A 24,064-nucleotide genomic window follows, 5' to 3' on the forward strand; every position below is an offset into this window, starting at 1 on the left:
CTTTACTAGAAGCCCATGCTCAAGTGTTCAGCAATGGGACCTAACGCCAGCGTTGGCAGGAAAGTCAGGCCGCCCACCAGCAAAATGGTCACGGTCAACAGGGTCACGAACAGCGGGCCATGGGTCGGGAAGCTGTTCTGGCCGATCGGGGCGGTCTTCTTCATCGCCAGGCTGCCGGCCAGGGCCAGTACCGGAAGGATGTAGCCGAAGCGGCCGATCAACATGCCCAGGCCCAGCATCAGGTTGTGGAACGGCGTGTTGGCGCTGAAACCGCCAAATGCCGAGCCGTTGTTGGCACTGGCCGAGGTGTAGGCGTAGAGCAACTGGCTGAAACCGTGGGGGCCAGGGTTACTGATGGCACCGGCCGGGCCGGGCAGGCTCGCGGCAATGGCGCCGAGCACCAGCACGCCAACCGGCATCACCAAGAGGGTCACGACCAGCAATTGCACTTCCTTGGCCTGTAGCTTTTTGCCCAGGTATTCCGGGGTGCGGCCGATCATCAGGCCGGCGAGGAACACCGCAATCAACACGTTGAGCAGCATGCCGTACATGCCGGCGCCGACGCCGCCGAAGATCACTTCGCCGACCATCATGTTGACCAGCGCAACCATGCCGCTGAGGGGGTTGAGGCTGTCCTGCATGCCGTTGACCGAACCGTTGGACGCCGCCGTCGTCGTCACCGACCACAGCACCGTACCGGTGGTGCCGAAGCGGGCTTCCTTGCCTTCCAGCGGCGCGGTCTGCTCCACGGCCGGGTTGCTCAAGGTCGGGTTGGGCTGGTATTCGGCCCACAACGAGGTCGCGCCGCCGATCAGGAACAGCGCCAGCATGCAGCCGAGGATCGCGCGGCTCTGACGCAGGTCTTTGACGTAGTGGCCGAAGGTGAACACCAGCGCCACCGGAATCAGAATGATGGCCGCCAACTCAAACAGGTTGGCCCAGGCCGTCGGGTCTTCAAACGGGTGCGCCGAGTTGACACCGAAGAAGCCGCCGCCGTTGGTGCCCAATTGCTTGATCGCAATCTGGCTCGCCGCCGGGCCCAGGGGAATCACTTGATCCACGCCTTGCATTGTCACGGCGTCAACGTAGTGAGCGAAGGTCTGCGGCACGCCCTGCCACACTAGGAACAACGCCAGCACCAGGCACAACGGCAGCAGGCCGTAGAGCGTGGCGCGGGTCATATCGACCCAGAAGTTGCCCAGCGTCTTGGTGGATTTGCGACCGATCCCACGGCAAAGCGCGACCAAGACCGCCAGACCGGTCGCCGCGCTGACGAAGTTCTGCACCGTCAGGCCGGCCATCTGGCTGAGGTAACTCAGGGATGCCTCACCGCTGTAGGACTGCCAGTTGGTGTTGGTCATGAAACTGACCGCGGTGTTGAAGGCCAGGGTCCACTCCTGCCCCGGCAATTTCTGCGGGTTCAGTGGGAGGTAGTCCTGGAACAGCAGGATCGCGAACAACATCAAAAAGCCCGCGAGGTTGAACGCGAGCAAGGCCAGCATGTACTTCTGCCAGCTCTGTTCCTGCTGCTCATCCACGCCCGACAGGCGATAACAGGCACGTTCCACCGGGCCCAATACCGGCGTGAGCCAGGTGCGCTGCCCCTCCATCACCTTGTAATAGAACCGCCCCAGGAACGGTGCCGGCACCAGTACCACGGCGAAGAAGGCGATGATCAGCCAATAGTCATAACTGTGCATAGCCCGCTCCTAGTTCCGATCCGCGCGTAACAGCGCAACCAGCAGATAAATGAACAGCGCCACGGCCAATAGCAGTGACACCCCGTCCAGAACGCTCATGGAAGTCTCTCCGTTTAGCGGCGAGTGCCGCGTGTAGGGCAATTGTCGGCAGGAGTGGCGTAAAGGAACGAGAGCGAGGGGGTAGGCAGGGCGTAAAGAAGGCGTAAAGAGTGGGTTTATGCGGGGTTTACAGGGGTAGGTGTGGGGTCTTCAAGGGCCTCATCGCGGGCACGCCCAGCTCCCACACTCGCCCGCGTTTCAGCAGGAAATACACGCTCCAATGTGGGAGCGGGCTTGCCCGCGAAGGCGCCGGCTGAGTCAACACAGCACTTATCTGGTGCAACACAGGGGAAATTCAAACGCCAAACCGTTCCCGCGGCGACACTTGCACCGCTTTACGACAATGATTCTCAGCCTGGCATGCACGCTGCAACACCTTGAATCATTCCAAACCGTTCAGGGAGCAACACAATGAACACTCAACTCAAACCCACCTTGGGCACCCTGCACTTATGGGGTATCGCCGTCGGCCTGGTCATTTCCGGTGAATACTTCGGCTGGAGCTATGGCTGGGGCGTCGCCGGGACGCTGGGCTTCCTGGTGACCTCCCTGATGGTGGCCGCGATGTACACCTGCTTCATCTTCAGCTTCACCGAGCTGACCACCGCCATTCCTCACGCCGGCGGGCCGTTTGCCTACAGCCGGCGGGCCTTCGGAGAAAAAGGCGGTTTGATCGCCGGCCTCGCGACACTGATCGAATTCGTCTTCGCGCCACCCGCCATCGCCTTGGCCATCGGCGCTTATCTGAATGTGCAGTTCCCCGCACTGGACCCGAAACATGCGGCCGTGGGCGCCTATATAGTGTTCATGGGCCTGAATATCCTCGGCGTGAAACTCGCCGCCACCTTCGAGCTGGTGGTGTGCGTGCTCGCCGTCGCTGAGTTGCTGGTGTTCATGGGCGTGGTTGCACCCGCCTTCAGTTTCAGCAACTTCGCCCTCAACGGCTGGGCCGGCTCCGACACCTTTGGCGCACCAGCGATTGCCGGCATGTTTGCCGCGATTCCTTTCGCCATCTGGTTCTTCCTCGCCATCGAAGGCGCAGCCATGGCCGCCGAAGAAGCGAAAGATCCGAAGCGCACCATTCCAAAAGCCTACATCAGCGGCATCCTGACCCTGGTCATCCTGGCCATGGGTGTGATGTTCTTTGCCGGCGGCGTGGGCGATTGGCGCACACTGTCCAACATCAACGACCCCTTGCCACAAGCCATGAAAACCGTGGTCGGCGACAGCTCCGGCTGGTTGCACATGCTGGTATGGATCGGCCTGTTTGGCCTGGTGGCAAGCTTCCACGGCATCATCCTCGGCTACTCGCGCCAGTTCTTCGCCCTGGCCCGCGCCGGTTACCTGCCATCTTTCCTTGCCAAGCTGTCACGCTTTCAGACACCGCATCGGGCGATCATCGCCGGCGGCGTGGTGGGTATCGCGGCGATCTACAGCGACGGCCTGATCAACCTGGGCGGCATGACACTGACTGCGGCGATGATCACCATGGCGGTATTCGGTGCCATCGTGATGTACATCATGAGCATGCTTAGCCTGTTCAAACTGCGTAAGACCGAACCCCTGCTGGAACGCACCTTCCGCGCTCCGGGTTACCCAATCGTGCCGGGCATTGCGCTGGTGCTGGCGGTGGTGTGCCTGGTGGCCATGGCCTGGTTCAATGCGCTGATCGGGCTGATCTTCCTGGGTTTCATGGTGGTGGGGTTCGCCTACTTCCAGATGACCGCGCAAGACCGTGCCGACGCGCCGGCGGATGCGATGTTGACCGGGCTCTGATCTACTACGAGGCAGAACGGGCCTACACTGAACTAGTAAGAAAGCCCGTCACTCAAAGCAGTTATTACCGTGGGAAAACTCTCCCACGGCAATCTGCCTCAAGGAGAGCCTTATGCCGTGGTATGCATGGTTGATTTTAGTGGTCGCCATCGGGTCGATCGTCGGTGGACTGATGATGCTGCGTGACAGCGCCAACAAAGTGGAACTCACCGACGAACAACGCAAGCGCGTGGCCGAGCGCAACGCCCAGGCGGATGCCAAGGATGCGCAGGATCGCTGAACCTTGGGTTACTCCCAAGCCGCCTTGGCAATATGCAAACCGTGCTGCCCCTTGTAGGCAGCACGTTCCGGCTGGCTCCAGCCGTTCAGCAACTCATCCTCCAGCTTATAGATCTCAACCCCAAGCGGGCGGCACACCGTCAGCGGATCCTGCGCCTCAGGCCCCCACATCGGCAGCGACAAATCCCCACCGGGACACGTCGACAACGCGCACAGCAAATCAATCTCGGCAAAAAATTCCAGGTAATCGCCCGTCTGCGCCGGGCAGGCTTTCATGAAATACATGTCGTCATGATTCAGGCCCGTGCACTGGAAAATATTCAGCACGTCATGCACGTCGAATTCCGTCAGACCGTGGGGTAAAACCGCGCGGGTCAGGTTCGAGTGACAATGGTGATGGAAGTCCTCGCCAGTGAGCATGCGGTTCACATACGGATCACAGCGCGTACCCAGCAAATCATGCAGACGCCCGCCGTGCTCATCGATGCCGTAACTGGCCAGGCTGTCATCGGTGATCGTCACCAAAGGCCGCAGGAATGGCAGGTTCGACCACAAGCGGTCATGGGTGCTGACATGGGCACCTTGCAGCTGACGCGTACGCGCCGCCCACAAACGCTCGCGGGGGTCGTTGGCGTTCCACACGTTGAAGTCACCCACCTGCGGGCCCACCGGCGTGGTGACACGAAACACATGCCCGGCCGGCACCTTCCACGCCCTGCCCGTACGGATCGGCACTTCAAACTGCTCGATCAATGTGCGTTGCTGTTTTCGATCACGAATACGCTCGTAAAACGGCGTGTCGACCTGCAACGCCGAACCTTTGCTGACCTGATAAGCGGCCGGGTAGTCTTTGTACATGGTGCAGATCCTCGATCAAGGGTGGTTAAACAAGGCCAGGGACAGATGTTCCGAATCCTCCAGGTACAGGCTCATCGCCTCCCCTGCCGCCGTTTTATCCTGCTGGGCCAGTAAGGTGTAAATTTCACGATCACGCTCTAGCCACGGCGACTGGAAGCGCTGCTCATCGGGCGCGGCGCAAAACACCAGGCGCAATTGGGCGATCACCTGGGCAAAAAACTCATCGAACAGCGGGCTGTGCATCAACCCGACAATATGCTGGTGAAACACCAGGCTGTGGGTAGCGACCGCACGCCAGTCTTCTCGCTCACGGGCCAGGGTGGTGGCGTCGATGGCGTTCTGCATGCGTCGGGATTGATCTTCTGTCAGAGGGCCGCTGTGGGCGATGGCCTGCAACTCCAGGGTGCGACGGACGACAAACAAGTCACGCACTTCCTCCCGCGCCAACCGCCGGACCATCACCCCTCGATTGCGCACATAACGGGTCAAGCCTTCCTGCCCCAATCGGTGCAACGCTTCACGAATAGTGTTACGCGATGCGTTATAGGCCTTCACCAGTTCCATTTCGACCAAGGGCATTCCTGGTAGCAGTCGCCCGCCGATGATGTCAGCACGCAGCTCCAGGGCAATCTGGTCGGCTAAAGACAAACTGAGTGTCATGGCTACCTCACGATTGTTGAACAATCTTCCACATAGAGGTAACCACTTTTCGTGCCAAAGGCTAACGAACAGGACATGGGTGTAAATCAAATCAAGTTGGTTAAAATGTCAGCCTGTCACCGAGGCCGTCCCTATGCGTTATTCATCCGACCACAAAGCCCAGACGCACCAACGCATCATCAAGGAAGCCTCAGTACGCTTTCGCCGCGACGGTATCGGCGCAACCGGCCTGCAGCCGCTGATGAAAGCGCTGAACCTGACGCATGGCGGGTTTTACGCGCACTTCAGGTCCAAGGACGAACTGGTGGAAAAGGCCCTCCAGGCCGCAGCGACCGAGCTGGATGCCCATTGCGAGAAGCTGTTCAGCCAAGAGCGGCCGCTGGAAGCCTTCATTGACAGCTACCTGTCGGAGTGGCACCTGACCTCGCCGGCAGAAGGCTGCCCGTTGCCGACCATGTCTTCTGAGCTAGGCCTGAGAGGCCAGCACAGTGCAACAACAGATGCAGTACTCGGCGCTCGACTCAAGCAGATTGAAACAGCCTTGGGGAATGGACAGTCTGACGCGCAAGGCTTGGTGATGATGTCGACACTGGTAGGAGCCTTGGTACTAGCCCGGAGTGTCGAGGACAAGTCACTGGCGATGCGCATCCTGGACGTGGTGCGCGACAGCTTGAAAAACCAGGTTGCAAAGGATGAAAAAGCCGGTCAATGACCGGCCTCCCCTTATTGGCTTAGTTGATGACAAGCCGATCGCGGTTCTTCTCCAGCAGCGCCTTGCCAATCCCCTTCACTTCCAACAACTCATCCACCGCCGTGAACGGGCCATTGCTTTCGCGGTAGGCGATAATTGCCTTGGCTTTCGAGGCACCAATGCCGAATAAATCACGGCGCAATGTCTCGGCGTCTGCGGCGTTGAGATTGACCTTGACGGATTGCTCTGCTTTGACTACCTGGGCGGTGATGGGAGTCGTGGCTTCCGGTTTGATGGACGGTGCCGCGGTGGTGGTGAAGGACAGGGTAGTGAGGAACGCGAACATAAGAGAGGTTAGATAGATATTTTGCATTGTGACACTCCATGAATTAACTAAGCGAAGGCAGCTTTCCGAAGCCGCACTCGAAACTTAGACGATCTATTCAAATCGTCAAAACGGAGAACGTTACATTGTGTAAGTACTACCGATCTGAGCATACCCACCCACGCAAACATATTTGGCCTCATTTCACCTATTTACTTCTTTACCTGCTTACCACCATCATTGACTCGATAAACACATACATATCGTTGAAGCGCGAGTAATTTAGTTAGGTATAACTGCCCTGCTAATTGAGCCCCGCTCTATAAAAAGTGTGCCTAGAGATTTCCGCATTTGAAAAATTAGCGCATACTGTAGGAATTTAGGAAGATGGGGAGGGGAAAATGGGAGCGTACAAATGCATGTTCAAAATCGACGAGACGGCTGACTCCGCAGCCTTCTTCGAGGAATTTGAGCGCGTGTGTGCTAAGGAGCTTACGCCTGCGTACTCAGGATCCGACGCCTGGACGGGCGTCAGGGTCTTCGATTTGCGTGGAGCCAATCGTTTATCAGAACTACCCTACTTGAGATCACACCTGGAAAAAATCGGCATGAAAAACGTCGCCATGGTGAATTATTACAACATGGCACCGCGTTCAGAACAGCATGCTCATCGAGACCAATCGGGAAATCTACTGTTTGGAATATCTCGACTCCATATACCACTGAAAACAAACCCTCTTGCTTTTTTGGAAATTGAGCACATTCGTTACCAACTTAAGCTGAATGAAGTTTGGGCGCTTGATACGTCAGGACTCCACGCCGCACAGAACGAAAGCGATGTAGAACGCGTTCATTTGGTTATTGATGTCAAACGCGCCCCCGAAACAGAAAAGTACTTCCCTAAGATGACAATGGCAGTAAGGCTTCACTTAGCTAAATTCATAATCATCATGGGTTTTAAGGTCTTGCGTGACATTTTCACAAAGCCAGCAACCATTCTAGACCGCATGAGCTACATCGTAAGAATGGTGACCAAGCAAAATAGGTAACGTCTAGCTAGCCAACCCTTCGGGAACGCTAGCTTTTCTATAGCCGGTTAGATTGGTAAGTCGCCTCGTCGCTGAGCGTTGCTACCATGGAATGGGTCTCCGGACATGTACCGAAAATATTCACCCCCCTGGAGACGTGAGTATTCGTTTCGAGCACGCTGGATTGGGGACCTGGTACGCCTGACTCATGTAGAGGCCCACCATCGCTGGCTCCCGGCACTCAATCGAAAACTATCAACCCACCCGTCGGGCGACGAACTTAATGTTCGATCAAACCCGACATGGCAGAATTTAGTGGGTTTGAGTGGAGCGCAAAACCAGGCGCTTTCCATACGCAATTCGGTTTATCCAAAGGAGCAGGGATACCAATATAAAAACAGCAAAAATACTGTTCCATGTCATGATACTTATTAGGAATGATGAGTAAGTATAGGCGATGAAACACATGTAAATAGCGGGTGAAAATATCGGCCTGGCGTTCTTCAGCATGCTGATGTACCCAGCGTTGAAAAACAAACCTGACAATAGAAAGTACATCAATGCACCGAAAGCAGAGAAGTCAGTAATAGTACCACGGAACATTGTATATATATTAGACTGAATAATATTGTTGAAGTTGTAATATTCATCGTAGTAGCCCTCTGGAATAAAGGCGGTACTGCCTAGCGCTTTAAAGAGAGCCATGAATGTGTACAACCCATAAGTATTTTCGCCGCTATCAGCGAAGTGAGCAATTGAGTAGCCAGAGTAAACACTGGAAAACCAATCCGAAAAAGCATAAAAATGCCCAAAAGCATAAGACGAAAAGTAGTACAGTAGCTTATCTATGGTTTCCTCGGTGGTTCCTCCACCAATGCCTCTTGCCAAAAAAGATAGAATGAGTATGGGCAGCAAGCAGATTAAAGAGAAAAAAATCACACGATTTGTTTTCTTGTTGGTGAGGGAAAAATCGCCGGAACTTATCCTGGCTACCAGCACACCAGAGTAAAAAAATGCAGCACATTGGAACAAGGTCCCTTTATCTGCGTAGACCACCATGTAAAGGCAGGCCGGAACGAAACTGAATAAAAAAACGAGCAGTTTTTTCGGGTTTGTTTTTCCTGCTATGATCAAACCGCCAATACAGTTGGCGGTATAATTAAGCAAGGTTCCTGTACGTGAAAAGAAATTCGCCTCAATATTGCCACTGTAGCGATCATTCAAATATCTATAAGCTGTTCCAGTCAAATCGGTTAGAAAATCGTAAGGAGAATACCCCTGGATGGATAAATTGATGAAAATACAAAGCACCACAACGATCTGCATTGAATAGAAAGAAATCGTCAAAAATGAACCGTTATATATATCCGCAGACGCTATTGATTTCTGTTCGTTCTTTGTATTTTTTGACTTCCATGTCGTCAATAGGGACGGTATTGAAAATGCCAACAAGCACGCAAATATATAAACCATTGCGAACGGGTTCGAAGGAACACTGAACATCACGACCAAGGGTAAAAAGGTCAACAAAAACCAAAACAACGTAAATACCACCGACGGCGCCACCCAGGATTTACATTTTATCTTAAGCAAATATGCAAAAGGCAGTATCATGAGGCTAATCATAATTGATATTGCTTTTAGGATGTAGTCATCTGGACTCATTGTTTTACCGATATTGTGAGACGTATGAATAGGGGCATTACAATTACCCTATTGTCATTGAAAAAATATACATGTAACGGTCTCAGGGCCTTCTTTGCAGAAAGACTTTAGATCTCGCACCGCCTCGCGTTCCCTCTTCATTTCAGTTATCTCTGTCTAAAATCCGCAAAGCCACTAGATGCGACATACCGGTCAAAGAAGAACACTATTCTTTCACAAGAAACCACCGAGACATTCTAGCACGTGCTCTGTGGCGAGAGATGCACCGTGAAGGCTTGACCGTTCAGCGAAATATCTGTGCCCAGAACGGTTAGAACGGCTCACTGAAAGGAATTGATGCTGTTCACCCGGGCCGAGCATCCTTGCGCAGCTTTGGGTGAATCGGTTTGTTGGGGCCTCCACTGCCCTTGGCATTGCGACTACGGGCATGATTACGCATCCAGAATAAATACGAGCGTACGTTCATCAGTGTCGCCAGATGCATCATGGGAGGGGTCGTCTGACGGTCACTCAGTACGCTCATCACGAAATAAAGCCATGCCAGGACTAGCCAGAGTACTGAGTCGGCAAGCATGCCGCGCCGACAAATGGCGCGCATGAATGAGTAGATCCGGCTCACACCGTACGCTCCAATGGAAGTATTTGGCCAAACGTACTCAGGTCGCAGAAGCTGGAAAGATCAATGAGGTTGAGCAATTGATGCTGAACACACATAAAAAATCCGATGCTAGATATCTAGCATCGGACCTTAAGATTTATATATCAGCAGCGTCCACGCACTATAATTATTTCCAGTCCAGTTGATGCTGCCCCGACCCTAGCTCTGCTGATTGCCCATTGTGAATGAACTTCGCAGATGAGCCGACTGGAACCGTCACGTTGATAAGGCGCTTAGGATAGTCAAAATTCAAGAAAATGTTCCCCTTTGGCGTAGGGAGGGTGGCGACTGCCGAAAAGCGGAGCGCGCGGGAGGGAGCTAGTTCCCAATTCTGCCAGCCCGCCTTAGTCGGTCTCACCCCCAGTAAGTACCTAGGTATTATATTGGCGGGTGCCGCTCCCCACGCGTGAGTCCAATCTTCATTGTCTTTGAATTTTACGTCCCACGCCTCATGGGTGATGGTGGCATCGTATTTATTGAGCATGTTAAGCCAGCCACGGTCACTCTCATTTAAAATCAAGCTCAATGCGAGATCATCCTCGCCCATCTTGAAGAGCGATTCCAATAAATACTGGGCCGCAAACACGGAACTCGGAAACCCCCCTCCGTAGGCGGTGATTTTCTTTTTTATCTCGGTTAAAAATAACTGACGCTCATCTTCATTTACAAGCCCGAAATCCAACGGTACAAATAGACTGTGTGCAGACGTATGACTTGAGCCTATACCGTCAGAAAACAATCCATTGCTCAAGGTAACCTTTCCACGAATTGCTGCCTTTAGCTTTTCAGCTTGCTCAGTGAAAAACTGACGATCAGACTCCTCATCCAACGCGTGTGCGATGTCGGCCATCCGAAGCATAGACTCATAGACAAAAGCATTAGTTACCGTGTTATTCGCGACCATCTCATGGCCGTCGCGCTGGCTGGGTGGCCAGTCAACCAAGTCACCCATAGGGTACGTTACCTTGAGTGCTTTCTTGAGCTCAGGTTTTATCTTGCTGATATCCACCATGCCCGTTTCCGAGATGGCGTCCTTGAGGGTCAACAGTTTCAACCAAGCATAATGCGTACGAAGAAACTCCTTATCTCCGGTTTGCATGAAGTCAGCCCATGCCATCAAGATCATGTGAGACTGCCACTCAGTCGGCCAAGTGGGGTTTTTCACCAGAAACTCAAATGTCCGCCTTGGAACACTAACTTCGCCCACCTGCGCGAACCAACCCAGCATGTTGATATATGCATCGGCCTCATAAGGCAGGCGCTCCCTGTCTCCATCGACGAAAATACCTGCAAAACTAGTCGCCATCATCGTATGGTCCATTAAGCGCATAATTCGATCGAGCTCAAGCGCAGAAGGATCACCCGTAAACGAAATTTTCCCCTGCTGCTGAAAAGCGGAAGAACGCGCATACTGAATCGAAATGGACTGCTTGGAAAAATTGCCCTTCCAACCATAGATATCGATATACCTGAAGGGCATGACAGAACCAATATCGCTAGGCATCAATCGCGCATCTTCTGGAGGAAGAGCTACAGGCTGCGAGCCTTTTTTGAGCGTGATTTCAGTATCATAAAATCGCACCCCAATCCGCTCAGCACCAATACTGGGAAGGGGCTCTGGCTCGGAGCTTTCTCTGAGTTTCAGTCGGATTTTAGATCCACTATTAGCCGCATCGACATTGAAGGCCACTTTTGCGAAGTACACCTTACCCAAGTCAATCGTTATCTTATCTACCGAGGTAGCGATATTAAAGTCCGGCAGATCAACGAGACTGACAATAGGCGCTTCGACGTTGTCCGCTTCTAAACTTTTTTTATAAAAAAAACCACACACAAAGAAAAACAAACACAGCAAAATGAGGCACGTATAAACACCTCCCTTCCGTGGTAAAAAACGCGAAACATGCATAGACACTACCTTATTTAGAAGTCAAGAATCCAATCGCCGCTGTTGATAAATCCAATCCACTATTTCTCCATCTGGCGAGTACCCACTGACTGTTTCCCTGAGCAGTTGCCTCACACTGCTGTAATCATCCTTCGACACAGCAGAGTTAAGCTCTCTCAACTTGAGCTTTAATTGTTCCCAGGGAATATAGTCCTCATTGGCACTCATGATCATTGGGTGATCTGTGGCAATGACATTTTCACCAATCAGCAATTCCTCGTACAGCTTCTCACCGGGCCTCAGCCCAGTGAATTCGATTGCAATATCGCCATGGGGGTTAGCGTCGGAACGCACACTCATTCCAGACAGATGAATCATTTTTTTGGCTAATTCAATTATCTTTACCGGCGCACCCATATCCAAAACAAACACGTCCCCCCCCAATCCCATCGACCCGGCTTGAATAACCAGCTGAGCCGCCTCTGGAATTGTCATGAAGTAGCGCGTGATTTTGGGATGGGTAACCGTTACAGGACCGCCTGACTTGATTTGCCGATGAAACAGTGGAATTACCGAGCCGGACGAACCGAGGACATTTCCAAACCTGACCATCGTAAAGCGGGTCTTATTGATAGTCGACACCGCGTCTTGTGCCTCGTATAGCACGGGCGCTTTTTCGCGACTCAACGCCTGAAGCACCATCTCTGCAAGGCGCTTGGTGCTCCCCATGACATTTGTCGGCCGGACGGCTTTATCTGTCGAAATCAAGACAAAGTTAGAAACACCTGCGCGAAGAGCGGCTTGGGCGGTATAAAGGGTTCCGTTGATGTTATTTAACACGCCCTCCGCAATGTTATGCTCAACCATGGGCACATGCTTATACGCAGCCGCGTGATAAACGGTATCTACTTTCCATGCTTTCAGCACGTCAAATATCTTTTCCTGATTACGGACTGACCCCAGTATCGGCAACAGCTTAATGGGTAGCGATTCGCGTTGTATCCGATGTTCTAACTCAGAAAAAATACTATATAAATTGAACTCGCCATGTTCAAAAAGGAGTAACGCTGTAGGGCGTAATTGAAGTATTTGACGGCACAGTTCCGAACCGATCGAGCCCCCCGCCCCGGTGACAAGCACGACCATACCCTTGATACAGTGCTCGAGCAGTTCGCCTTGCGCCGGAACGGCATCCCTGCCCAAAAGGTCTGCCACATCAACCTCTTGGATATCATCAACCTTCACTCTACCGCTGGCCAGGTCCATGAAGCCTGGCACACTACGCACATGAAGGGGGAAACCTTCCAGATAATCGAGTACCTCACGCCGACGTGCACGCGTCGAGGAAGGAATCGCAAGCAGAATTTCCTGAGCGCCGGTAACATCAACCATCGTTTGGATATTTTTAGGCTTGTAGACTTGCAACCCTGCAATCACGCTATTGGCGATGCTGGAATCATCATCGATAAACGCCACCGGCCGCATCAACCGCCCCATACGCAAGGCAGCCACAAGCTGATTACCTGCCGCTCCAGCGCCGTAAATCGCCACCTTGGGAATACCATCATCCCGGTTGGTGAAGGGCACATGCTGTGAAGCTGCAAACCAGTCGCCTAAAAAGTATTGGCGCATCGCTAAACGCAGCCCACCCACCATGACCATGCTCAACCACCAATAATTGAACACGATCGATCTAGGCACTACGTTCTGATGATTGCTATACCAATAAACTATGAGCCCAAGAATTAACGAAGAAAGAGTCACCGCTTTAATGATTGCGATCAGAGCATCATTGCCAAAATATCGCATGACGGCGCGGTACATACCAAACCGAATAAATAGAGGTATCGCGACTGCTGGCGCGCTTAAAAACAACCAAGTGTGCATTAAGAAAGGGTTGCTAATTTCGTCTAACCCTAGACGGACTACAAACGCCATCCACAGCGCTACCCAGATCAGTACGACGTCCGCCAATAATTGGAATATTCTTTTTTTTCTGCGCGGCAGATTCAATAAGAAGCTACGTACTTTATCCATTTCGATTCTATCCCCTTCAGGAAGCTGATAACTGCCTTTACTACCGGCTAGCGCGGGCAGCACCCTACCAGCTGCCTCATTACTACGGTGAGGCGAAAAATAAATAGGGCTGTGTGAGCGCACTCTGGGTCTGGCAGAGCGACTCAACAGCCTTAACAACTACCGCGACAACTTAGTTTTCAGCCGCCTCGTGCATTACAGCAATCAAGGCATCGCACGTCTTATCTATCTCAGCCGCACTCAATGTAGGGTGCACCAAAAACATCAAACTGGTTTCACCCAGCTCCTTCGCTATCGGCAAGCGATCCTTAGGTTTGAAAGACGTACCATCAAATGCCTTTTCCAAGTAAACCTCGGAACAGGAACCTGAAAAACTTGGAACGCCTCTTTCCGCCAAGCTGGCGATAATTCTGTCTCGGTCCCAGCCCTGCCGGAGCATTTCGGGTTGCACGAATACATAACATTTATACGCCGCATGACTGACATCATCCGGTAAATTGGGCACCCGCAGCCCTTTCAGCGCCTTAGCGCAGCTCCAGATTTTACTGGCATTTTCGGAACGTATTTTATGCCATTGCGCCATCTTCTTGAGTTGCAACCTACCGAGAACGGCTTGCACCTCAAGCATCCTCCAGTTGGTGCCAAAGCTATCATGGAGCCATCGAAAACCCGGGGGGTGCTGCCGCTCGTAGACGGCAGTCCAGTTTTTTCCATGGTCTTTGTAGGCCCACATGGTTGACCAGAGATCAGGGTCGTTCGTCGTCACCATCCCGCCCTCCCCGCCAGTCGTCATGATTTTGTCCTGGCAAAAAGACCACGCGCCGATATGACCAATACTGCCAACTGGACGGCCTTGGTACGTTGCACCATGTGCTTGTGCACAATCCTCAATGACTTTAATACCATGCGTTTCAGCCAACTGCATGATCGGCGCCATCTCGCATGGCCAGCCAGCAAGGTGCACACAAATAATCGCTTTGGTCTTCTCGGTTAGAACTGCCGCGATGGAGGAAGCGGTAATGTTTTGCGAGTCTCGATCGACGTCCGCGAATACAGGAGTCGCTCCTGCAAGGACCACGCATGAAACCGAAGCCAGAAACGTACGCGAAGTTACGATGACCTCGTCCCCTGACCCGATTGACAGTGCTTTGAGTGCAAGGTCCAGTGCTACGGTGCCATTCGCGACAGCAACGGCATGCTGAGTGCGAGTCCAGTGGGCAAATTCTTCCTCGAATTTTCGGCCTTCTTGACCAGTCCAATAGTTTACCTTATTGGAAAGGATGACCTCGCGAACGGCGTCTGCTTCTTCTACCGTAAAAGATGGCCATGGCGAAAATTGCGAATTGAGCATCAGACGAATCCCGGATTAATATTTGAAGAAGCCTTGGCCCGTTTTCCGACCCAGGTGATTAGCGCGCACCATTTTCCTCAATAGAGGGTGAGCACGATATTTGGGGTCTCCCGTCTCGTTGTGGAGCGTCTCCATAATCGAGAGGTTCACATCATTACCGATCAAATCCGCTAAGGCTAGAGGACCTATGGGGTGATTTGCGCCCAATCGCATGGCCTTATCGATTTCCTCAGCTTCAGCCACACCCTCAGCCAAAATGCCTATCGCCTCGTTGATCATCGGTATGAGCATTCTGTTCACGATAAATCCCGGCGCTTCGTTTACCAGTACAGGGTCTTTACCCAGTTTTCTAGCAAATTCCATGGCCGTGGAAATCGTCTGCGAAGAGGTCGTAAGACCACAGATCACCTCAGCAAGCCTCATGAGCGCTGCCGGGTTGAAAAAATGCAGGCCGACGACATTCTGTGGATATTTAGTTATACCCGCCAGTTCTGTTATCGATAACGAAGAGGTATTGGAGGCAAGTATCGTCGAAATGCCCACCACGTGAGACAGCTTCGCAAAAACCTCGCGCTTAGCATCCATGTCCTCTGAGACTGCCTCAACAATCAGCTGCGCATCTGAAAGTGCTGGAAAATCCGTGACGACCGATATTTTTCCGATAAAGTCAGCGGCGTCTTCTTTAGAAATCCGACTCTTTGAGGCTAGCCGGTTGAATAACGTTTCCAGCTCCAGAAAAGCGCGCTGGCCTTTTTCTACGGAATTGCTTTTCCATATAACAGTACTGACGTGCGAGCACTGCGCCAAAATTTGAACAATTCCCTTGCCCATAGTGCCAGTGCCAATAACACCAACAGTCGAAATAATAAGTGGGTCACTCATTTGCACTTCCTTATTCCGAAATATTTTTGATCAGTTTGGCTGGGCTGCCAAAATACACAGTCTGAGCAGGCATGGATTTCGTCAGTACACTTCCCATCCCCAGCATTGAGCCAGCGCCGATTGAAATGCCTTGGCGAATGGACGCCCCGGTGCCTACCTCAACGCGCTCTTCAATACTCACATTTCCAGAAATGGCGACAATGGGTGCAACCGTCGAAAAGTCACCGATAACAGTGTCGTGGCCTACCGTACAGTTAATATTCACAATCACATGATCGCCGATTTCGATATCCACTGTGCATATTGTGCCCGCGCAGATGACACTGCCGTTACCTATCCGGACATGTTCAGCGTGCACAATCGCAGCAGGGTCGATCAATGTTGCGTATGAAGGACGTCCCCTGACTTCCATTGCCTCTACAACTCGCTTCCTGACGCGAGGGTTGCCAATCGCAACTACAAACTCACAATCAGAATAGTCCGTCCATCTATCGACGCTGGATAAAACCACCGTATTACCATAGGCCTTTCCGTGGTTGTCGACGTTATCATCGAGAAACCCACGAATCTTCATCCCCAGCCGAGTTGCAAGCAGGTACACCTCTCGTCCGAAGCCACTAAAGCCTACAATTACTAATTCCTTGCAATCTGCCATCACACACCTGCCCACTTCCACATTCGTCGTCTCTCGTCTGTATTGATCAACAACGAGGGTTACTTGTTACCGGTAAATTTGCTCATCGTTGCCTCACCGGCGGCACTGATGCCGTCACGCACGACGACCTTTTTTACTGTCAGGAAAATTATTTTAATATCGAGCCAGAAAGAGCGATTATTGACATACCAGACGTCCAGCTTAAATTTATCGTCCCAGCTGAGTTCATTCCGACCATTTATTTGGGCCCAACCAGTAACACCTGGTTTTACTTCGTGACGTCGAAACTGCTCTGGCGAATATAGAGGCAGATACTCCATCAACAACGGCCTGGGCCCCACCAAGCTCATATCACCTTTCAAGACATTTATCAGCTCAGGCAACTCATCCAGGCTAGTTGCACGCAAAAAAGCCCCGTACGGCGTCATCCGCTCAGCATCGGGTAGAGGTCTTCCATCACGGTTCACCGCGTCACGCATTGTCCGAAACTTGATCATTTCGAACGGCTTTCCTCCGAGCCCCGGTCGCACCTGGCGAAACAAGACAGGCGAACCCAGTCGCTTCCTGATTCGCCAGGCCGTAAAGGCAATGACCGGTGAAAGGATAATCAGGCCTATTGTCGACGCGACTATATCAAAAATGCGCTTGATCATTTAACAGCACCTTCCAGCCAGTCTGCGAAACGGTTTGAAAGCAGTACACGATCAAATTCCTCACGCGCTAAACGTAATGAGTTTTGGCCCATCACTGCTAATGCCTGGCGGTCGTCAGCCGCCGCCTCAAGGGCATCTGCAAACCCCGACGCGTCCTCCGGGCGAACGGCGAAGCCACACTCGTTTTTTTCGATCATGTCGCATAACCACCCAGGATAGTTATTCAAAACGGGGAGCCCCGCCGCGATGTAATCAAAAAACTTGTTTGGGGACGTGCCAAAATAAAAGGCAGGGACATTGGCCAGCAATTGCAGGCCTACATCAGTTGAGGCCATCAATCCGGAAAGGCGAGCCTTGTTGACCGGATCATGAAATATCACATTGGTAAGGCCTTCTTTCTCTGCTCGGCTCTGCAGGGCCGGCTTAAGCTTGCCTTGGCCGATCAGTACAAATTTGATATCCGTTCGGCCGCGACGCTTTAGCTCCACAGCGCTATCAAGCAAGGCATCAAGACCATTAGCCATGCCATGGGTCCCTGCAAACAAAGCAACACAATCCGTGGGCGACACACCCGCTGGACGCCAGGGCTGCGTAGACTCATTAAAAATATCCAAATCGCAACCGTTGGGAACCAGTGCAATTTTTGAGCGGTCCACTCCCCGGTGCGCAATACCTTCAACGATTCCTGGTGATAGACCTATTACACGATGAGCTGAACGGTAACTCGCCCACTCAAGCACGGACAACGCTTTCAGCAAAATCGGATTACGTATAACGCCCATGGCTCTAGGTAATTCAGGCCATAGGTCACGCACCTCAAACACAAATTTCTTGCCTCTCAGCCAGCGTGCAAATATGCCCGGGATCCCAGCAGTCAAAGGCGTAGTGGTTGCAAAAATCAAATCATAACGTTCAGTCAGCGCAATCTTAACACTGGACGCAGCAAACCTTAAAAAAGTAAACGCTCGGGACAAAAGACCGTCACTGTTGGAATAAGCGAGGTCAAGTTCAATAATGTTGATACCGTCAATGGTCCCACGGCGAACGCGCCTTAGAAAAGGCCCCTCCAGCCCAGTATCTCCGCCGCCATAACTGCCGCAAACAATCGTTACTTCATGCCCACGTAAAATCAGGCGCCGTGCCATTTCGTATGAGCGAATACCAACGGTGCCTTTAGGCGTAGAGAAATGTTGGTGAAAATAAATGACTTTCATAAATCCCAGCGATACTCCGTAATTAAAGACCCGGGCTGCGTGACTTCCAACTCAAGAACGGGCACCAGGTGTTTTTGCAAATAATAGCGAGACTCCCACCCGTCGATGACCTCACACCGCCGTACCGACATCGTGGGTTCTATCGAAATTCGATCTCTACCATTCGTAAAAGAATAATCGCTCTCTCGCACCCACACCCCCGGAGACAATCGCCAACGAAGAACGGCTTTGTCTTTAAACCCGTTGATTTCGTCAGAAACTTTCAGCCCCCCCTTATCCAGGAGGATTGATCGCTTGTGGCTGCAACGTTCACTGTCCATATATGAGGCAGAAAAACTGACTGCAGTTTGTTGCGCATGAATGTGCGACCGTTCCCGGGTCTTTAACCAGCGACCAAAAAGAAAACGGCTCAATCGTGGCATTTGGTCACGACCGTCAAATTGAACGGTATTGTGAGACTGGGTACCAGGGAAGTAGTTTTGCCAAACAGGCTCTGTGTTATAAGAGTAGCTTCCGGCGTCTCGCAGCAGATTCGTATTCCCCCTCCATAGATCCACATGCATTGCGTCTGCTTGGCTGGGTCTGAAGCGAAACCGCGGATAACGCATGACGACCATCGCATCACTTGCGTGGAGCACCGCTAAACCGCCGCTATCATTTAACCTACTGGCAGGTAGTTCCAAATCAGACGCTGCCCGCGACAGGCCAAACCATTCAAGTCGATCGTCCCAGGGCCCGGGAGGATAGGCATTAGCGTTAAGAAACAGGCGGCTCGACATCTGTACGGCTGGCCGAAAATCCCGATAGTCATCATCTAACAACGGAAGTAAGCGTGCACCATCATTGGCACCCAAATTTGGAGCATCCCCATTTGCGCCGCGAACCATCGTGTACAACCAATGAGTAGCAGCTCCAGCGCGCGAATTCCATAATGTCGAAAATTGCTGATCACCACGGCTAAGTCGCCAAAGCTCAACCATGCACAAAGTATCAAGCAACACACGATGGTAGGTAACAGAGTACTGGCTGAAGCTGCCGTCCTTGCCTATTAGCCGTTTCGACCGGTTTTCTAACCAGTAGACGCCCATGCGTCGCCAACCAGCACCGCCCTCAATGTGGTGGCTAGCCAACAGGCTACCGCCTATGTAAAGCGCCGCTGCCTCGGACGTTCCATGGTTGTTGTCCTGCGCTATCGCGTATTGCAAGGTCGGGGCGATACGGCATAAGTGCAGTCGGATCAACTCAAGTAGCGGTGCTGACACATCGTGGGAGGAACCGATAATTAAACTGGCCATGGCAAGATGCATGACCCTGATCGAGGCCTCCTGACCACATTTCCAGTTTGCACCGAAATAAGGTGGGTTATGTTCGCACCAATCGTTCAGCCAAGAATTAAGCGTTTCAAGTGCAACGTCATCCCCCTCTTTAACGCGCTGCGCGAACGAAAGCACCCAATCAAATCGAGAGGCTTCCCATATTAGTTTTATATCACCAACCTTGGGATCAAAGTCAGGTATTTCCCACCAAGGCCGGTCTTGGTACTCCATGACCTCACCATTAATTGGATTTTTATGCCAATCGGGTGGGAGTGCACCCACCGGATACGGAATATAGCCAAATAACAAGCCGTTGCCGTGCCAGTGACCGGGAGAAACCAATTTTTTGGACGGGTGAGATGATGGAAAGAAGAAGGCTCCCTGAGGAGCCTCCCCTTCCAATTTGAAAATAGGATTCAACTTCAGCTTCAGCCCGAGACGATAAAAAAGCACTCGAACGAGGTTCGGCACACCTAAAGAGAGTGCTGTCGTGAACTTAACAAAAAGTAATTTCATTGTTCACGCAGTAATTCAGCAATTTCGATCGTCACGCGCGCCACCTCAAAAATCTCGTCCACAGGAATTGCGGGTTGGCCAGTCTTGATGGAATCAATAAAGTTGAGAGCACACTGATGCTGGCCTTTATCTTGCTTCCAAAGATTAAGCTTAGCAAAGCCGGGCCAACCATACCCCTTGAGCTTGCGAAAATTATCCAGCTGTAAGACTCTGCCAGCCGTAAAGACTTCCACGCGCTCTTTAGGAAAACTGGACGCGCCATTGGCGGTGTAAATAATAGTGCCGAAAGAGCCATCCTCGAATCCCAACGTGATCGACGCCCGATCTTCGACAATCTCGATACCAGGGCTATCACCCATCCGGCGGGCCTGTACCGAGACAATTTTACTGCCTGCCAGAAACCTCATTAAATCGACAAAGTGGCACGCCTCGCCAATAATACGCCCACCACCCACCGCGTTATCCTGGGTCCAATGATTGGAAGGTATCGCTCCGGCGTTCATCGTCAAAAGAAACGTTTTTGGTTCCTTGACGGAAGCTAAAAGAGTTTTCATTTTAGCGACCTGGGGAGAAAATCGGCGGTTGAACCCCACCATCAGGTGGGGTGATGAACCACGTCCATGCGCCTGCCAATAGGCTTGCTGTACCTGTTCAAGTTCAAGCTGGCTAATAGCCAACGGCTTTTCGACAAACACGTTCTTGCCTGCTTCAAGCGCCTGCGATACAAAGCGAGCATGGGTATCATGACGAGTCACGACCGCGACGGTGTTGATTTCAGGCTCCGAAAGCGCTGCCTCCAAGTCTGTAGATGCCTTGGCAAACCCGGTTTTTTTACCGTGAATAACTCCGCTAATACCACCCGCCGTGACAATTGTATGAAGCTGTGCGCCGGCCGCCTTGAACGCGGGTATTAAAACTCGAGAGGCATAGTTGCCTGCACCAACAAAAGCCAGTACGGGTACTTCCGGGTTGAACGTAGCCGCCGGATTCAGTGAAACCTCTTTTATCGCTCTCTCGGCTACGTTTGATGTGTACTCAAGAATAATACCCAAGCCCGATCGATCGTCCGTCAACGCCTGGTACGCTAGCTCAGCATCCTCAAAGTTGAACTGATGGCTGATCAACGGTTTTACATTCAGCTGACCCGAAGCAAGCATATCCAGGACGGCTTCGAAGTTGCGTTGCTCAGTCCAGCGAACGAATCCGATTGGGTAATCTTGCCCTCTGTCCTCGTAGTTGCTGTCGTATCGCCCAGGCCCGTATGAACAAGAGACCTGAAAAGATAACTCCTTCTCGTAGAAATCAGCACGGTTGAGCTCCAACCCCGTGACCCCCACCATCACGATACGCCCGCGTTTTCGGGACATCCTCGCAGCCTGCGTAACAGGATCACTGACCTTTGTCGACGCGGTAATAATTACACCGTCAACGCCGTGCCCTCGACTGAACGCCATACCCGCGGCAACGGGATCTTCGCCTTTTCCAGGATTACATGTCACGGCGCCGAACTGACGAGCCAGTTCTAACTTCGAGTCATCAAAATCAATCGCCAGAACCCGGCAGCCGTGCGCAATTAGAAGTTGGACCGTAAGCAACCCAATCAGACCAACGCCCGTGACAACAAATGACTCACCCAACGTGGGCTCAGCCAATCGAATACCTTGCAGGCCGATACTGGCAACAACCACAAAAGCTGCCTGCGCATCCTCAACATTGTCGGGGATGCGCGCGCACAAGTTTTTGGGGACTTTAACAATATCGGAATGTGCGCCGTTGGAAACGACGCGATCTCCTATTTTAAAACCGTCAACTTCACTTCCAAGCTCGGCGACAATACCGACATTGCAGTACCCCAGAACAAGTGGCTGGGAGAGTTTTGACTGGACAGCCTCAATGGTCGTCATCAGTCCATCTGTTTGGATTTTTTCGAGCACCATCTTAACTTTTTCTGGTTGCTGTCGCGCTTTCTCTAGGTAAGACGCTTTACCAAAACCAACCAACATACGTTCTGTCCCCGCTGAGATCAGGGAGATGCGGGTATTAATAACAACGCTTCCGCGGGACACCTGTGGTGCTGGGGCTTCAGCGATTGTCGTACCGCCTTTGGCCATATCTTGCAAAATCTGCTTCATAAATCACCAACCATTAAGAGTGATAAGTGTCAACGATATACTTGATTGACTTAACGTGCTCGTTCGCAATAAAACTGAGCTTTTCTTGTGATGTAGAACCGTGGTCAAAATCCGATATTTTTATGCTGGGTTGATAGCTGACCTTAAGCCCAGATCGTCGACACTCTTCAGCAACAAAGTCTTCTTCGCCAAACAGAAATTGTGGGTAATCATATGAAGCACCGCTCAGAAAATAGTGCCGCGTAAATATAATAAATGAGCCGTGTGGAGAATAAAATTCCATTCCTTCAGGGTATTTTATCAACGGTCTTCTAGCCTTCAGATCAGACAGCTTTCTGTAGAGCCGGAATAACCAGAGGCGCTTGAAAATAAATATGTTTTTCTGAAGAGACAATCGGGTGGGGCGATACAACGTCTTGGGGTTCAGGTCAGCAACGCGTTCTTGTGAAATGATAGCAGGCGCGACGATACCGACGTTATCCGGCAGCTCCCCCAAGCACACTGTTAGCGATTCAAAAAAATCATCACTGACGCTTAGATCAACATTGGAGACCGCCACACAATCAAATTCAGAAAGCGAAGGCAGAAAATCCACACCTTTTTTAAAGGCGGGAAAATATCCGACGTTGCCTGACTTTATGTAGTGGTAATCGAATTTCATATCCGAGATGAGGCTGAGCGTATCCGCCCCGGTCAATTGTGTAGAGTTGTCCACAACGACGAGAGAGAATTCTACGCCTTCGGCATTTGAAATAGCAGCTTCCAAAGAGCGCGCGTACGCTAACAGATGATCGTACGCGTTGTAGCAAACACAGATTATCGCAATTCTCATATCGCCCTGCTTCTGTAAAGGATCCATTCAAACCATTGCATAATCGGTCCAGCATCAGCATTACATACCTATAGTGAAAGGTATCGTTTGAGCAGATTGTCTTTTTCCGTAGGCGATGGATAATTTATCAGAACGGCTTTATAAACGCCTTTAAACACGAACAGACTACCCACAGCAGCACCTACAATTCCGAACTTATTGATGAGCGCCCCAATATCATCCAACGAACCAGCCCCCCCCAAAATCGTCAGCGGCACATGTATGTTTTTGTGAATTTTCTCTGCAATGTCAAGATTATAGCCTTTCATTGCTCCGTCAGCATCGATGGAGTTGACTACAATTTCTCCAACGCCCAAATCCTGTAATACCTTTGAGAGCTCTATTGGGCATTTGCCAGTATTTTTTCTTCCGTTATTGATCCACACTTCATAACGTCCACCCAGCAACTTCTTTTTAACATCTAACACGACAACCACGCTTTGGCTGCCAATTTCATCCGCAATCTGTTTGACCAGCGAAGGGTTGAGCACCGCGGCGGTACTCAGTGCTATTTTTTCCACACCAAGACCGATAATCTTTTTGGCTTGGTCAGCATTGGAAATTCCGCCGCCGTAGCAAAAAGGCATACGGCATTCCATTGCCATTTTTTGTATCAACGCATAGTCGGGCTCACGCCCCTCAACCGAAGCATCGATATCCAAAACGATAAGCTCGTCTACTTCTTTCTCATTGAATATTTTCACCGCATTTAACGGATCACCCACATATTTAGGATCTTTGAATTTTACCGTTTTAACAAGACCCTTATTGTGAATCAACAAACAGGGAATAATTCTAGGTCGCAGCATG

21 protein-coding genes are annotated in these 24,064 nt (G+C 51.6%); 4 read left to right on the forward strand and 17 right to left on the reverse strand.

Annotated features, from left to right (window positions below):
* Window positions 1-5 precede the first annotated feature (5 nt).
* On the reverse strand, window positions 6-1,700 hold the full coding sequence (kdpA, locus tag KHP07_RS00070) for a potassium-transporting ATPase subunit KdpA (protein ID WP_214496373.1): 1,695 nt from the start codon (window positions 1,698-1,700) through the stop codon (window positions 6-8).
* 9 nt (window positions 1,701-1,709) lie between these two features.
* The gene (gene kdpF, locus KHP07_RS00075; RefSeq protein WP_003218754.1) at window positions 1,710-1,799 is read right to left on the reverse strand and encodes a K(+)-transporting ATPase subunit F; all 90 of its coding nucleotides are present in this window, start codon (window positions 1,797-1,799) and stop codon (window positions 1,710-1,712) included.
* Window positions 1,800-2,210: 411 nt separating this feature from the next.
* Here kdpF and eat point away from each other — a divergent pair, with 411 nt between their 5' ends.
* Window positions 2,211-3,575, forward strand: coding sequence for an ethanolamine permease (gene eat, locus KHP07_RS00080; protein ID WP_010211919.1), 1,365 nt, complete (start codon window positions 2,211-2,213; stop codon window positions 3,573-3,575).
* A 112-nt stretch (window positions 3,576-3,687) separates the two neighbouring features.
* Entirely contained in the window at window positions 3,688-3,855 is a 168-nt protein-coding gene (locus KHP07_RS00085) for a DUF2897 family protein (RefSeq protein ID WP_012722955.1), read from the forward strand.
* An 8-nt stretch (window positions 3,856-3,863) separates the two neighbouring features.
* Here the strand turns inward: KHP07_RS00085 and KHP07_RS00090 are convergent, their stop codons facing one another.
* The gene (locus KHP07_RS00090; RefSeq protein ID WP_214496374.1) at window positions 3,864-4,712 is read right to left on the reverse strand and encodes an urea carboxylase-associated family protein; all 849 of its coding nucleotides are present in this window, start codon (window positions 4,710-4,712) and stop codon (window positions 3,864-3,866) included.
* Between the two features lie 15 nt (window positions 4,713-4,727).
* Window positions 4,728-5,372 carry a GntR family transcriptional regulator gene (locus tag KHP07_RS00095; RefSeq protein WP_214496375.1) on the reverse strand — a complete coding sequence of 215 codons (645 nt, stop codon included), beginning with the start codon at window positions 5,370-5,372 and terminating at the stop codon, window positions 4,728-4,730.
* A gap of 133 nt (window positions 5,373-5,505) precedes the next feature.
* Between KHP07_RS00095 and KHP07_RS00100 the strand changes: the two genes are divergently transcribed.
* Window positions 5,506-6,084 carry a TetR/AcrR family transcriptional regulator gene (locus KHP07_RS00100; RefSeq protein WP_214496376.1) on the forward strand — a complete coding sequence of 193 codons (579 nt, stop codon included), beginning with the start codon at window positions 5,506-5,508 and terminating at the stop codon, window positions 6,082-6,084.
* A gap of 19 nt (window positions 6,085-6,103) precedes the next feature.
* On the opposite strand, the gene KHP07_RS00105 is transcribed toward KHP07_RS00100, so the two are convergent.
* A complete protein-coding gene (locus tag KHP07_RS00105) occupies window positions 6,104-6,436 on the reverse strand; it encodes a ComEA family DNA-binding protein (RefSeq protein ID WP_214496377.1) in 333 nt (110 codons plus the stop codon).
* A gap of 371 nt (window positions 6,437-6,807) precedes the next feature.
* Between KHP07_RS00105 and KHP07_RS00110 the strand changes: the two genes are divergently transcribed.
* Entirely contained in the window at window positions 6,808-7,437 is a 630-nt protein-coding gene (locus KHP07_RS00110; protein WP_214496378.1) for an aspartyl/asparaginyl beta-hydroxylase domain-containing protein, read from the forward strand.
* Between the two features lie 291 nt (window positions 7,438-7,728).
* Here KHP07_RS00110 and KHP07_RS00115 read toward each other — a convergent pair whose 3' ends face one another.
* The 12 genes from KHP07_RS00115 to KHP07_RS00170 form a co-directional block, all read right to left on the reverse strand.
* Window positions 7,729-9,081, reverse strand: coding sequence for an O-antigen polymerase (locus KHP07_RS00115; protein WP_214496379.1), 1,353 nt, complete (start codon window positions 9,079-9,081; stop codon window positions 7,729-7,731).
* Window positions 9,082-9,866: 785 nt separating this feature from the next.
* On the reverse strand, window positions 9,867-11,648 hold the full coding sequence (locus KHP07_RS00120) for an alpha-L-rhamnosidase-related protein (RefSeq protein WP_214496380.1): 1,782 nt from the start codon (window positions 11,646-11,648) through the stop codon (window positions 9,867-9,869).
* Between the two features lie 21 nt (window positions 11,649-11,669).
* The gene (locus KHP07_RS00125; RefSeq protein ID WP_214496381.1) at window positions 11,670-13,664 is read right to left on the reverse strand and encodes a polysaccharide biosynthesis protein; all 1,995 of its coding nucleotides are present in this window, start codon (window positions 13,662-13,664) and stop codon (window positions 11,670-11,672) included.
* A 172-nt stretch (window positions 13,665-13,836) separates the two neighbouring features.
* The gene (locus tag KHP07_RS00130) at window positions 13,837-15,015 is read right to left on the reverse strand and encodes a DegT/DnrJ/EryC1/StrS family aminotransferase (RefSeq protein ID WP_214496382.1); all 1,179 of its coding nucleotides are present in this window, start codon (window positions 15,013-15,015) and stop codon (window positions 13,837-13,839) included.
* A 15-nt stretch (window positions 15,016-15,030) separates the two neighbouring features.
* Entirely contained in the window at window positions 15,031-15,897 is an 867-nt protein-coding gene (locus KHP07_RS00135) for a 3-hydroxyacyl-CoA dehydrogenase family protein (protein ID WP_214496383.1), read from the reverse strand.
* A 10-nt stretch (window positions 15,898-15,907) separates the two neighbouring features.
* Window positions 15,908-16,552: an acetyltransferase gene (locus tag KHP07_RS00140; protein ID WP_214496384.1), complete on the reverse strand. Its 645-nt coding sequence runs from the start codon at window positions 16,550-16,552 to the stop codon at window positions 15,908-15,910.
* Between the two features lie 59 nt (window positions 16,553-16,611).
* Window positions 16,612-17,205, reverse strand: a complete 594-nt coding sequence (locus KHP07_RS00145) for a sugar transferase (RefSeq protein WP_214496385.1) — start codon at window positions 17,203-17,205, stop codon at window positions 16,612-16,614.
* Window positions 17,202-18,419, reverse strand: coding sequence for a glycosyltransferase family 4 protein (locus KHP07_RS00150; protein ID WP_214496386.1), 1,218 nt, complete (start codon window positions 18,417-18,419; stop codon window positions 17,202-17,204). The genes KHP07_RS00145 and KHP07_RS00150 overlap by 4 nt, the downstream gene beginning before the upstream one ends.
* Window positions 18,416-20,251 (reverse strand): heparinase II/III family protein, encoded by a 1,836-nt coding sequence (locus KHP07_RS00155; protein WP_214496387.1) that lies wholly within the window; start codon window positions 20,249-20,251, stop codon window positions 18,416-18,418. Before KHP07_RS00155 ends, KHP07_RS00150 begins: the two co-directional genes overlap by 4 nt.
* A complete protein-coding gene (locus KHP07_RS00160; protein WP_214496388.1) occupies window positions 20,248-22,383 on the reverse strand; it encodes a bi-domain-containing oxidoreductase in 2,136 nt (711 codons plus the stop codon). The genes KHP07_RS00155 and KHP07_RS00160 overlap by 4 nt, the downstream gene beginning before the upstream one ends.
* 13 nt (window positions 22,384-22,396) lie before the next feature.
* A complete protein-coding gene (locus KHP07_RS00165; RefSeq protein ID WP_214496389.1) occupies window positions 22,397-23,149 on the reverse strand; it encodes a glycosyltransferase family protein in 753 nt (250 codons plus the stop codon).
* 134 nt (window positions 23,150-23,283) lie between these two features.
* On the reverse strand, window positions 23,284-24,063 hold the full coding sequence (locus KHP07_RS00170; RefSeq protein ID WP_214496390.1) for an AglZ/HisF2 family acetamidino modification protein: 780 nt from the start codon (window positions 24,061-24,063) through the stop codon (window positions 23,284-23,286).
* Window position 24,064: the final 1 nt, after the last annotated feature.

The organism is Pseudomonas sp. VS40 (assembly GCF_018587885.1).
Taxonomy (GTDB): domain Bacteria; phylum Pseudomonadota; class Gammaproteobacteria; order Pseudomonadales; family Pseudomonadaceae; genus Aquipseudomonas; species Aquipseudomonas pergaminensis.

Bases quoted from the DNA above. Each gene is read 5' to 3' on its own strand.
- kdpA (WP_214496373.1), bottom strand. From the start codon at position 1,700: ATGCACAGTTATGACTATTGGCTGATCATCGCCTTCTTCGCCGTGGTA.
- KHP07_RS00150 (WP_214496386.1), bottom strand. From the start codon at position 18,419: ATGAAAGTCATTTATTTTCACCAACATTTCTCTACGCCTAAAGGCACC.
- KHP07_RS00120 (WP_214496380.1), bottom strand. From the start codon at position 11,648: ATGCATGTTTCGCGTTTTTTACCACGGAAGGGAGGTGTTTATACGTGC.
- KHP07_RS00135 (WP_214496383.1), bottom strand. From the start codon at position 15,897: ATGAGTGACCCACTTATTATTTCGACTGTTGGTGTTATTGGCACTGGC.
- eat (WP_010211919.1), top strand. From the start codon at position 2,211: ATGAACACTCAACTCAAACCCACCTTGGGCACCCTGCACTTATGGGGT.
- KHP07_RS00095 (WP_214496375.1), bottom strand. From the start codon at position 5,372: ATGACACTCAGTTTGTCTTTAGCCGACCAGATTGCCCTGGAGCTGCGT.
- KHP07_RS00145 (WP_214496385.1), bottom strand. From the start codon at position 17,205: ATGATCAAGCGCATTTTTGATATAGTCGCGTCGACAATAGGCCTGATT.
- KHP07_RS00085 (WP_012722955.1), top strand. From the start codon at position 3,688: ATGCCGTGGTATGCATGGTTGATTTTAGTGGTCGCCATCGGGTCGATC.
- KHP07_RS00090 (WP_214496374.1), bottom strand. From the start codon at position 4,712: ATGTACAAAGACTACCCGGCCGCTTATCAGGTCAGCAAAGGTTCGGCG.
- KHP07_RS00170 (WP_214496390.1), bottom strand. From the start codon at position 24,063: ATGCTGCGACCTAGAATTATTCCCTGTTTGTTGATTCACAATAAGGGT.
- KHP07_RS00115 (WP_214496379.1), bottom strand. From the start codon at position 9,081: ATGAGTCCAGATGACTACATCCTAAAAGCAATATCAATTATGATTAGC.
- KHP07_RS00160 (WP_214496388.1), bottom strand. From the start codon at position 22,383: ATGAAGCAGATTTTGCAAGATATGGCCAAAGGCGGTACGACAATCGCT.
- KHP07_RS00140 (WP_214496384.1), bottom strand. From the start codon at position 16,552: ATGGCAGATTGCAAGGAATTAGTAATTGTAGGCTTTAGTGGCTTCGGA.
- KHP07_RS00155 (WP_214496387.1), bottom strand. From the start codon at position 20,251: ATGAAATTACTTTTTGTTAAGTTCACGACAGCACTCTCTTTAGGTGTG.
- KHP07_RS00100 (WP_214496376.1), top strand. From the start codon at position 5,506: ATGCGTTATTCATCCGACCACAAAGCCCAGACGCACCAACGCATCATC.
- KHP07_RS00125 (WP_214496381.1), bottom strand. From the start codon at position 13,664: ATGGATAAAGTACGTAGCTTCTTATTGAATCTGCCGCGCAGAAAAAAA.
- KHP07_RS00130 (WP_214496382.1), bottom strand. From the start codon at position 15,015: ATGCTCAATTCGCAATTTTCGCCATGGCCATCTTTTACGGTAGAAGAA.
- kdpF (WP_003218754.1), bottom strand. From the start codon at position 1,799: ATGAGCGTTCTGGACGGGGTGTCACTGCTATTGGCCGTGGCGCTGTTC.
- KHP07_RS00105 (WP_214496377.1), bottom strand. From the start codon at position 6,436: ATGCAAAATATCTATCTAACCTCTCTTATGTTCGCGTTCCTCACTACC.
- KHP07_RS00110 (WP_214496378.1), top strand. From the start codon at position 6,808: ATGTTCAAAATCGACGAGACGGCTGACTCCGCAGCCTTCTTCGAGGAA.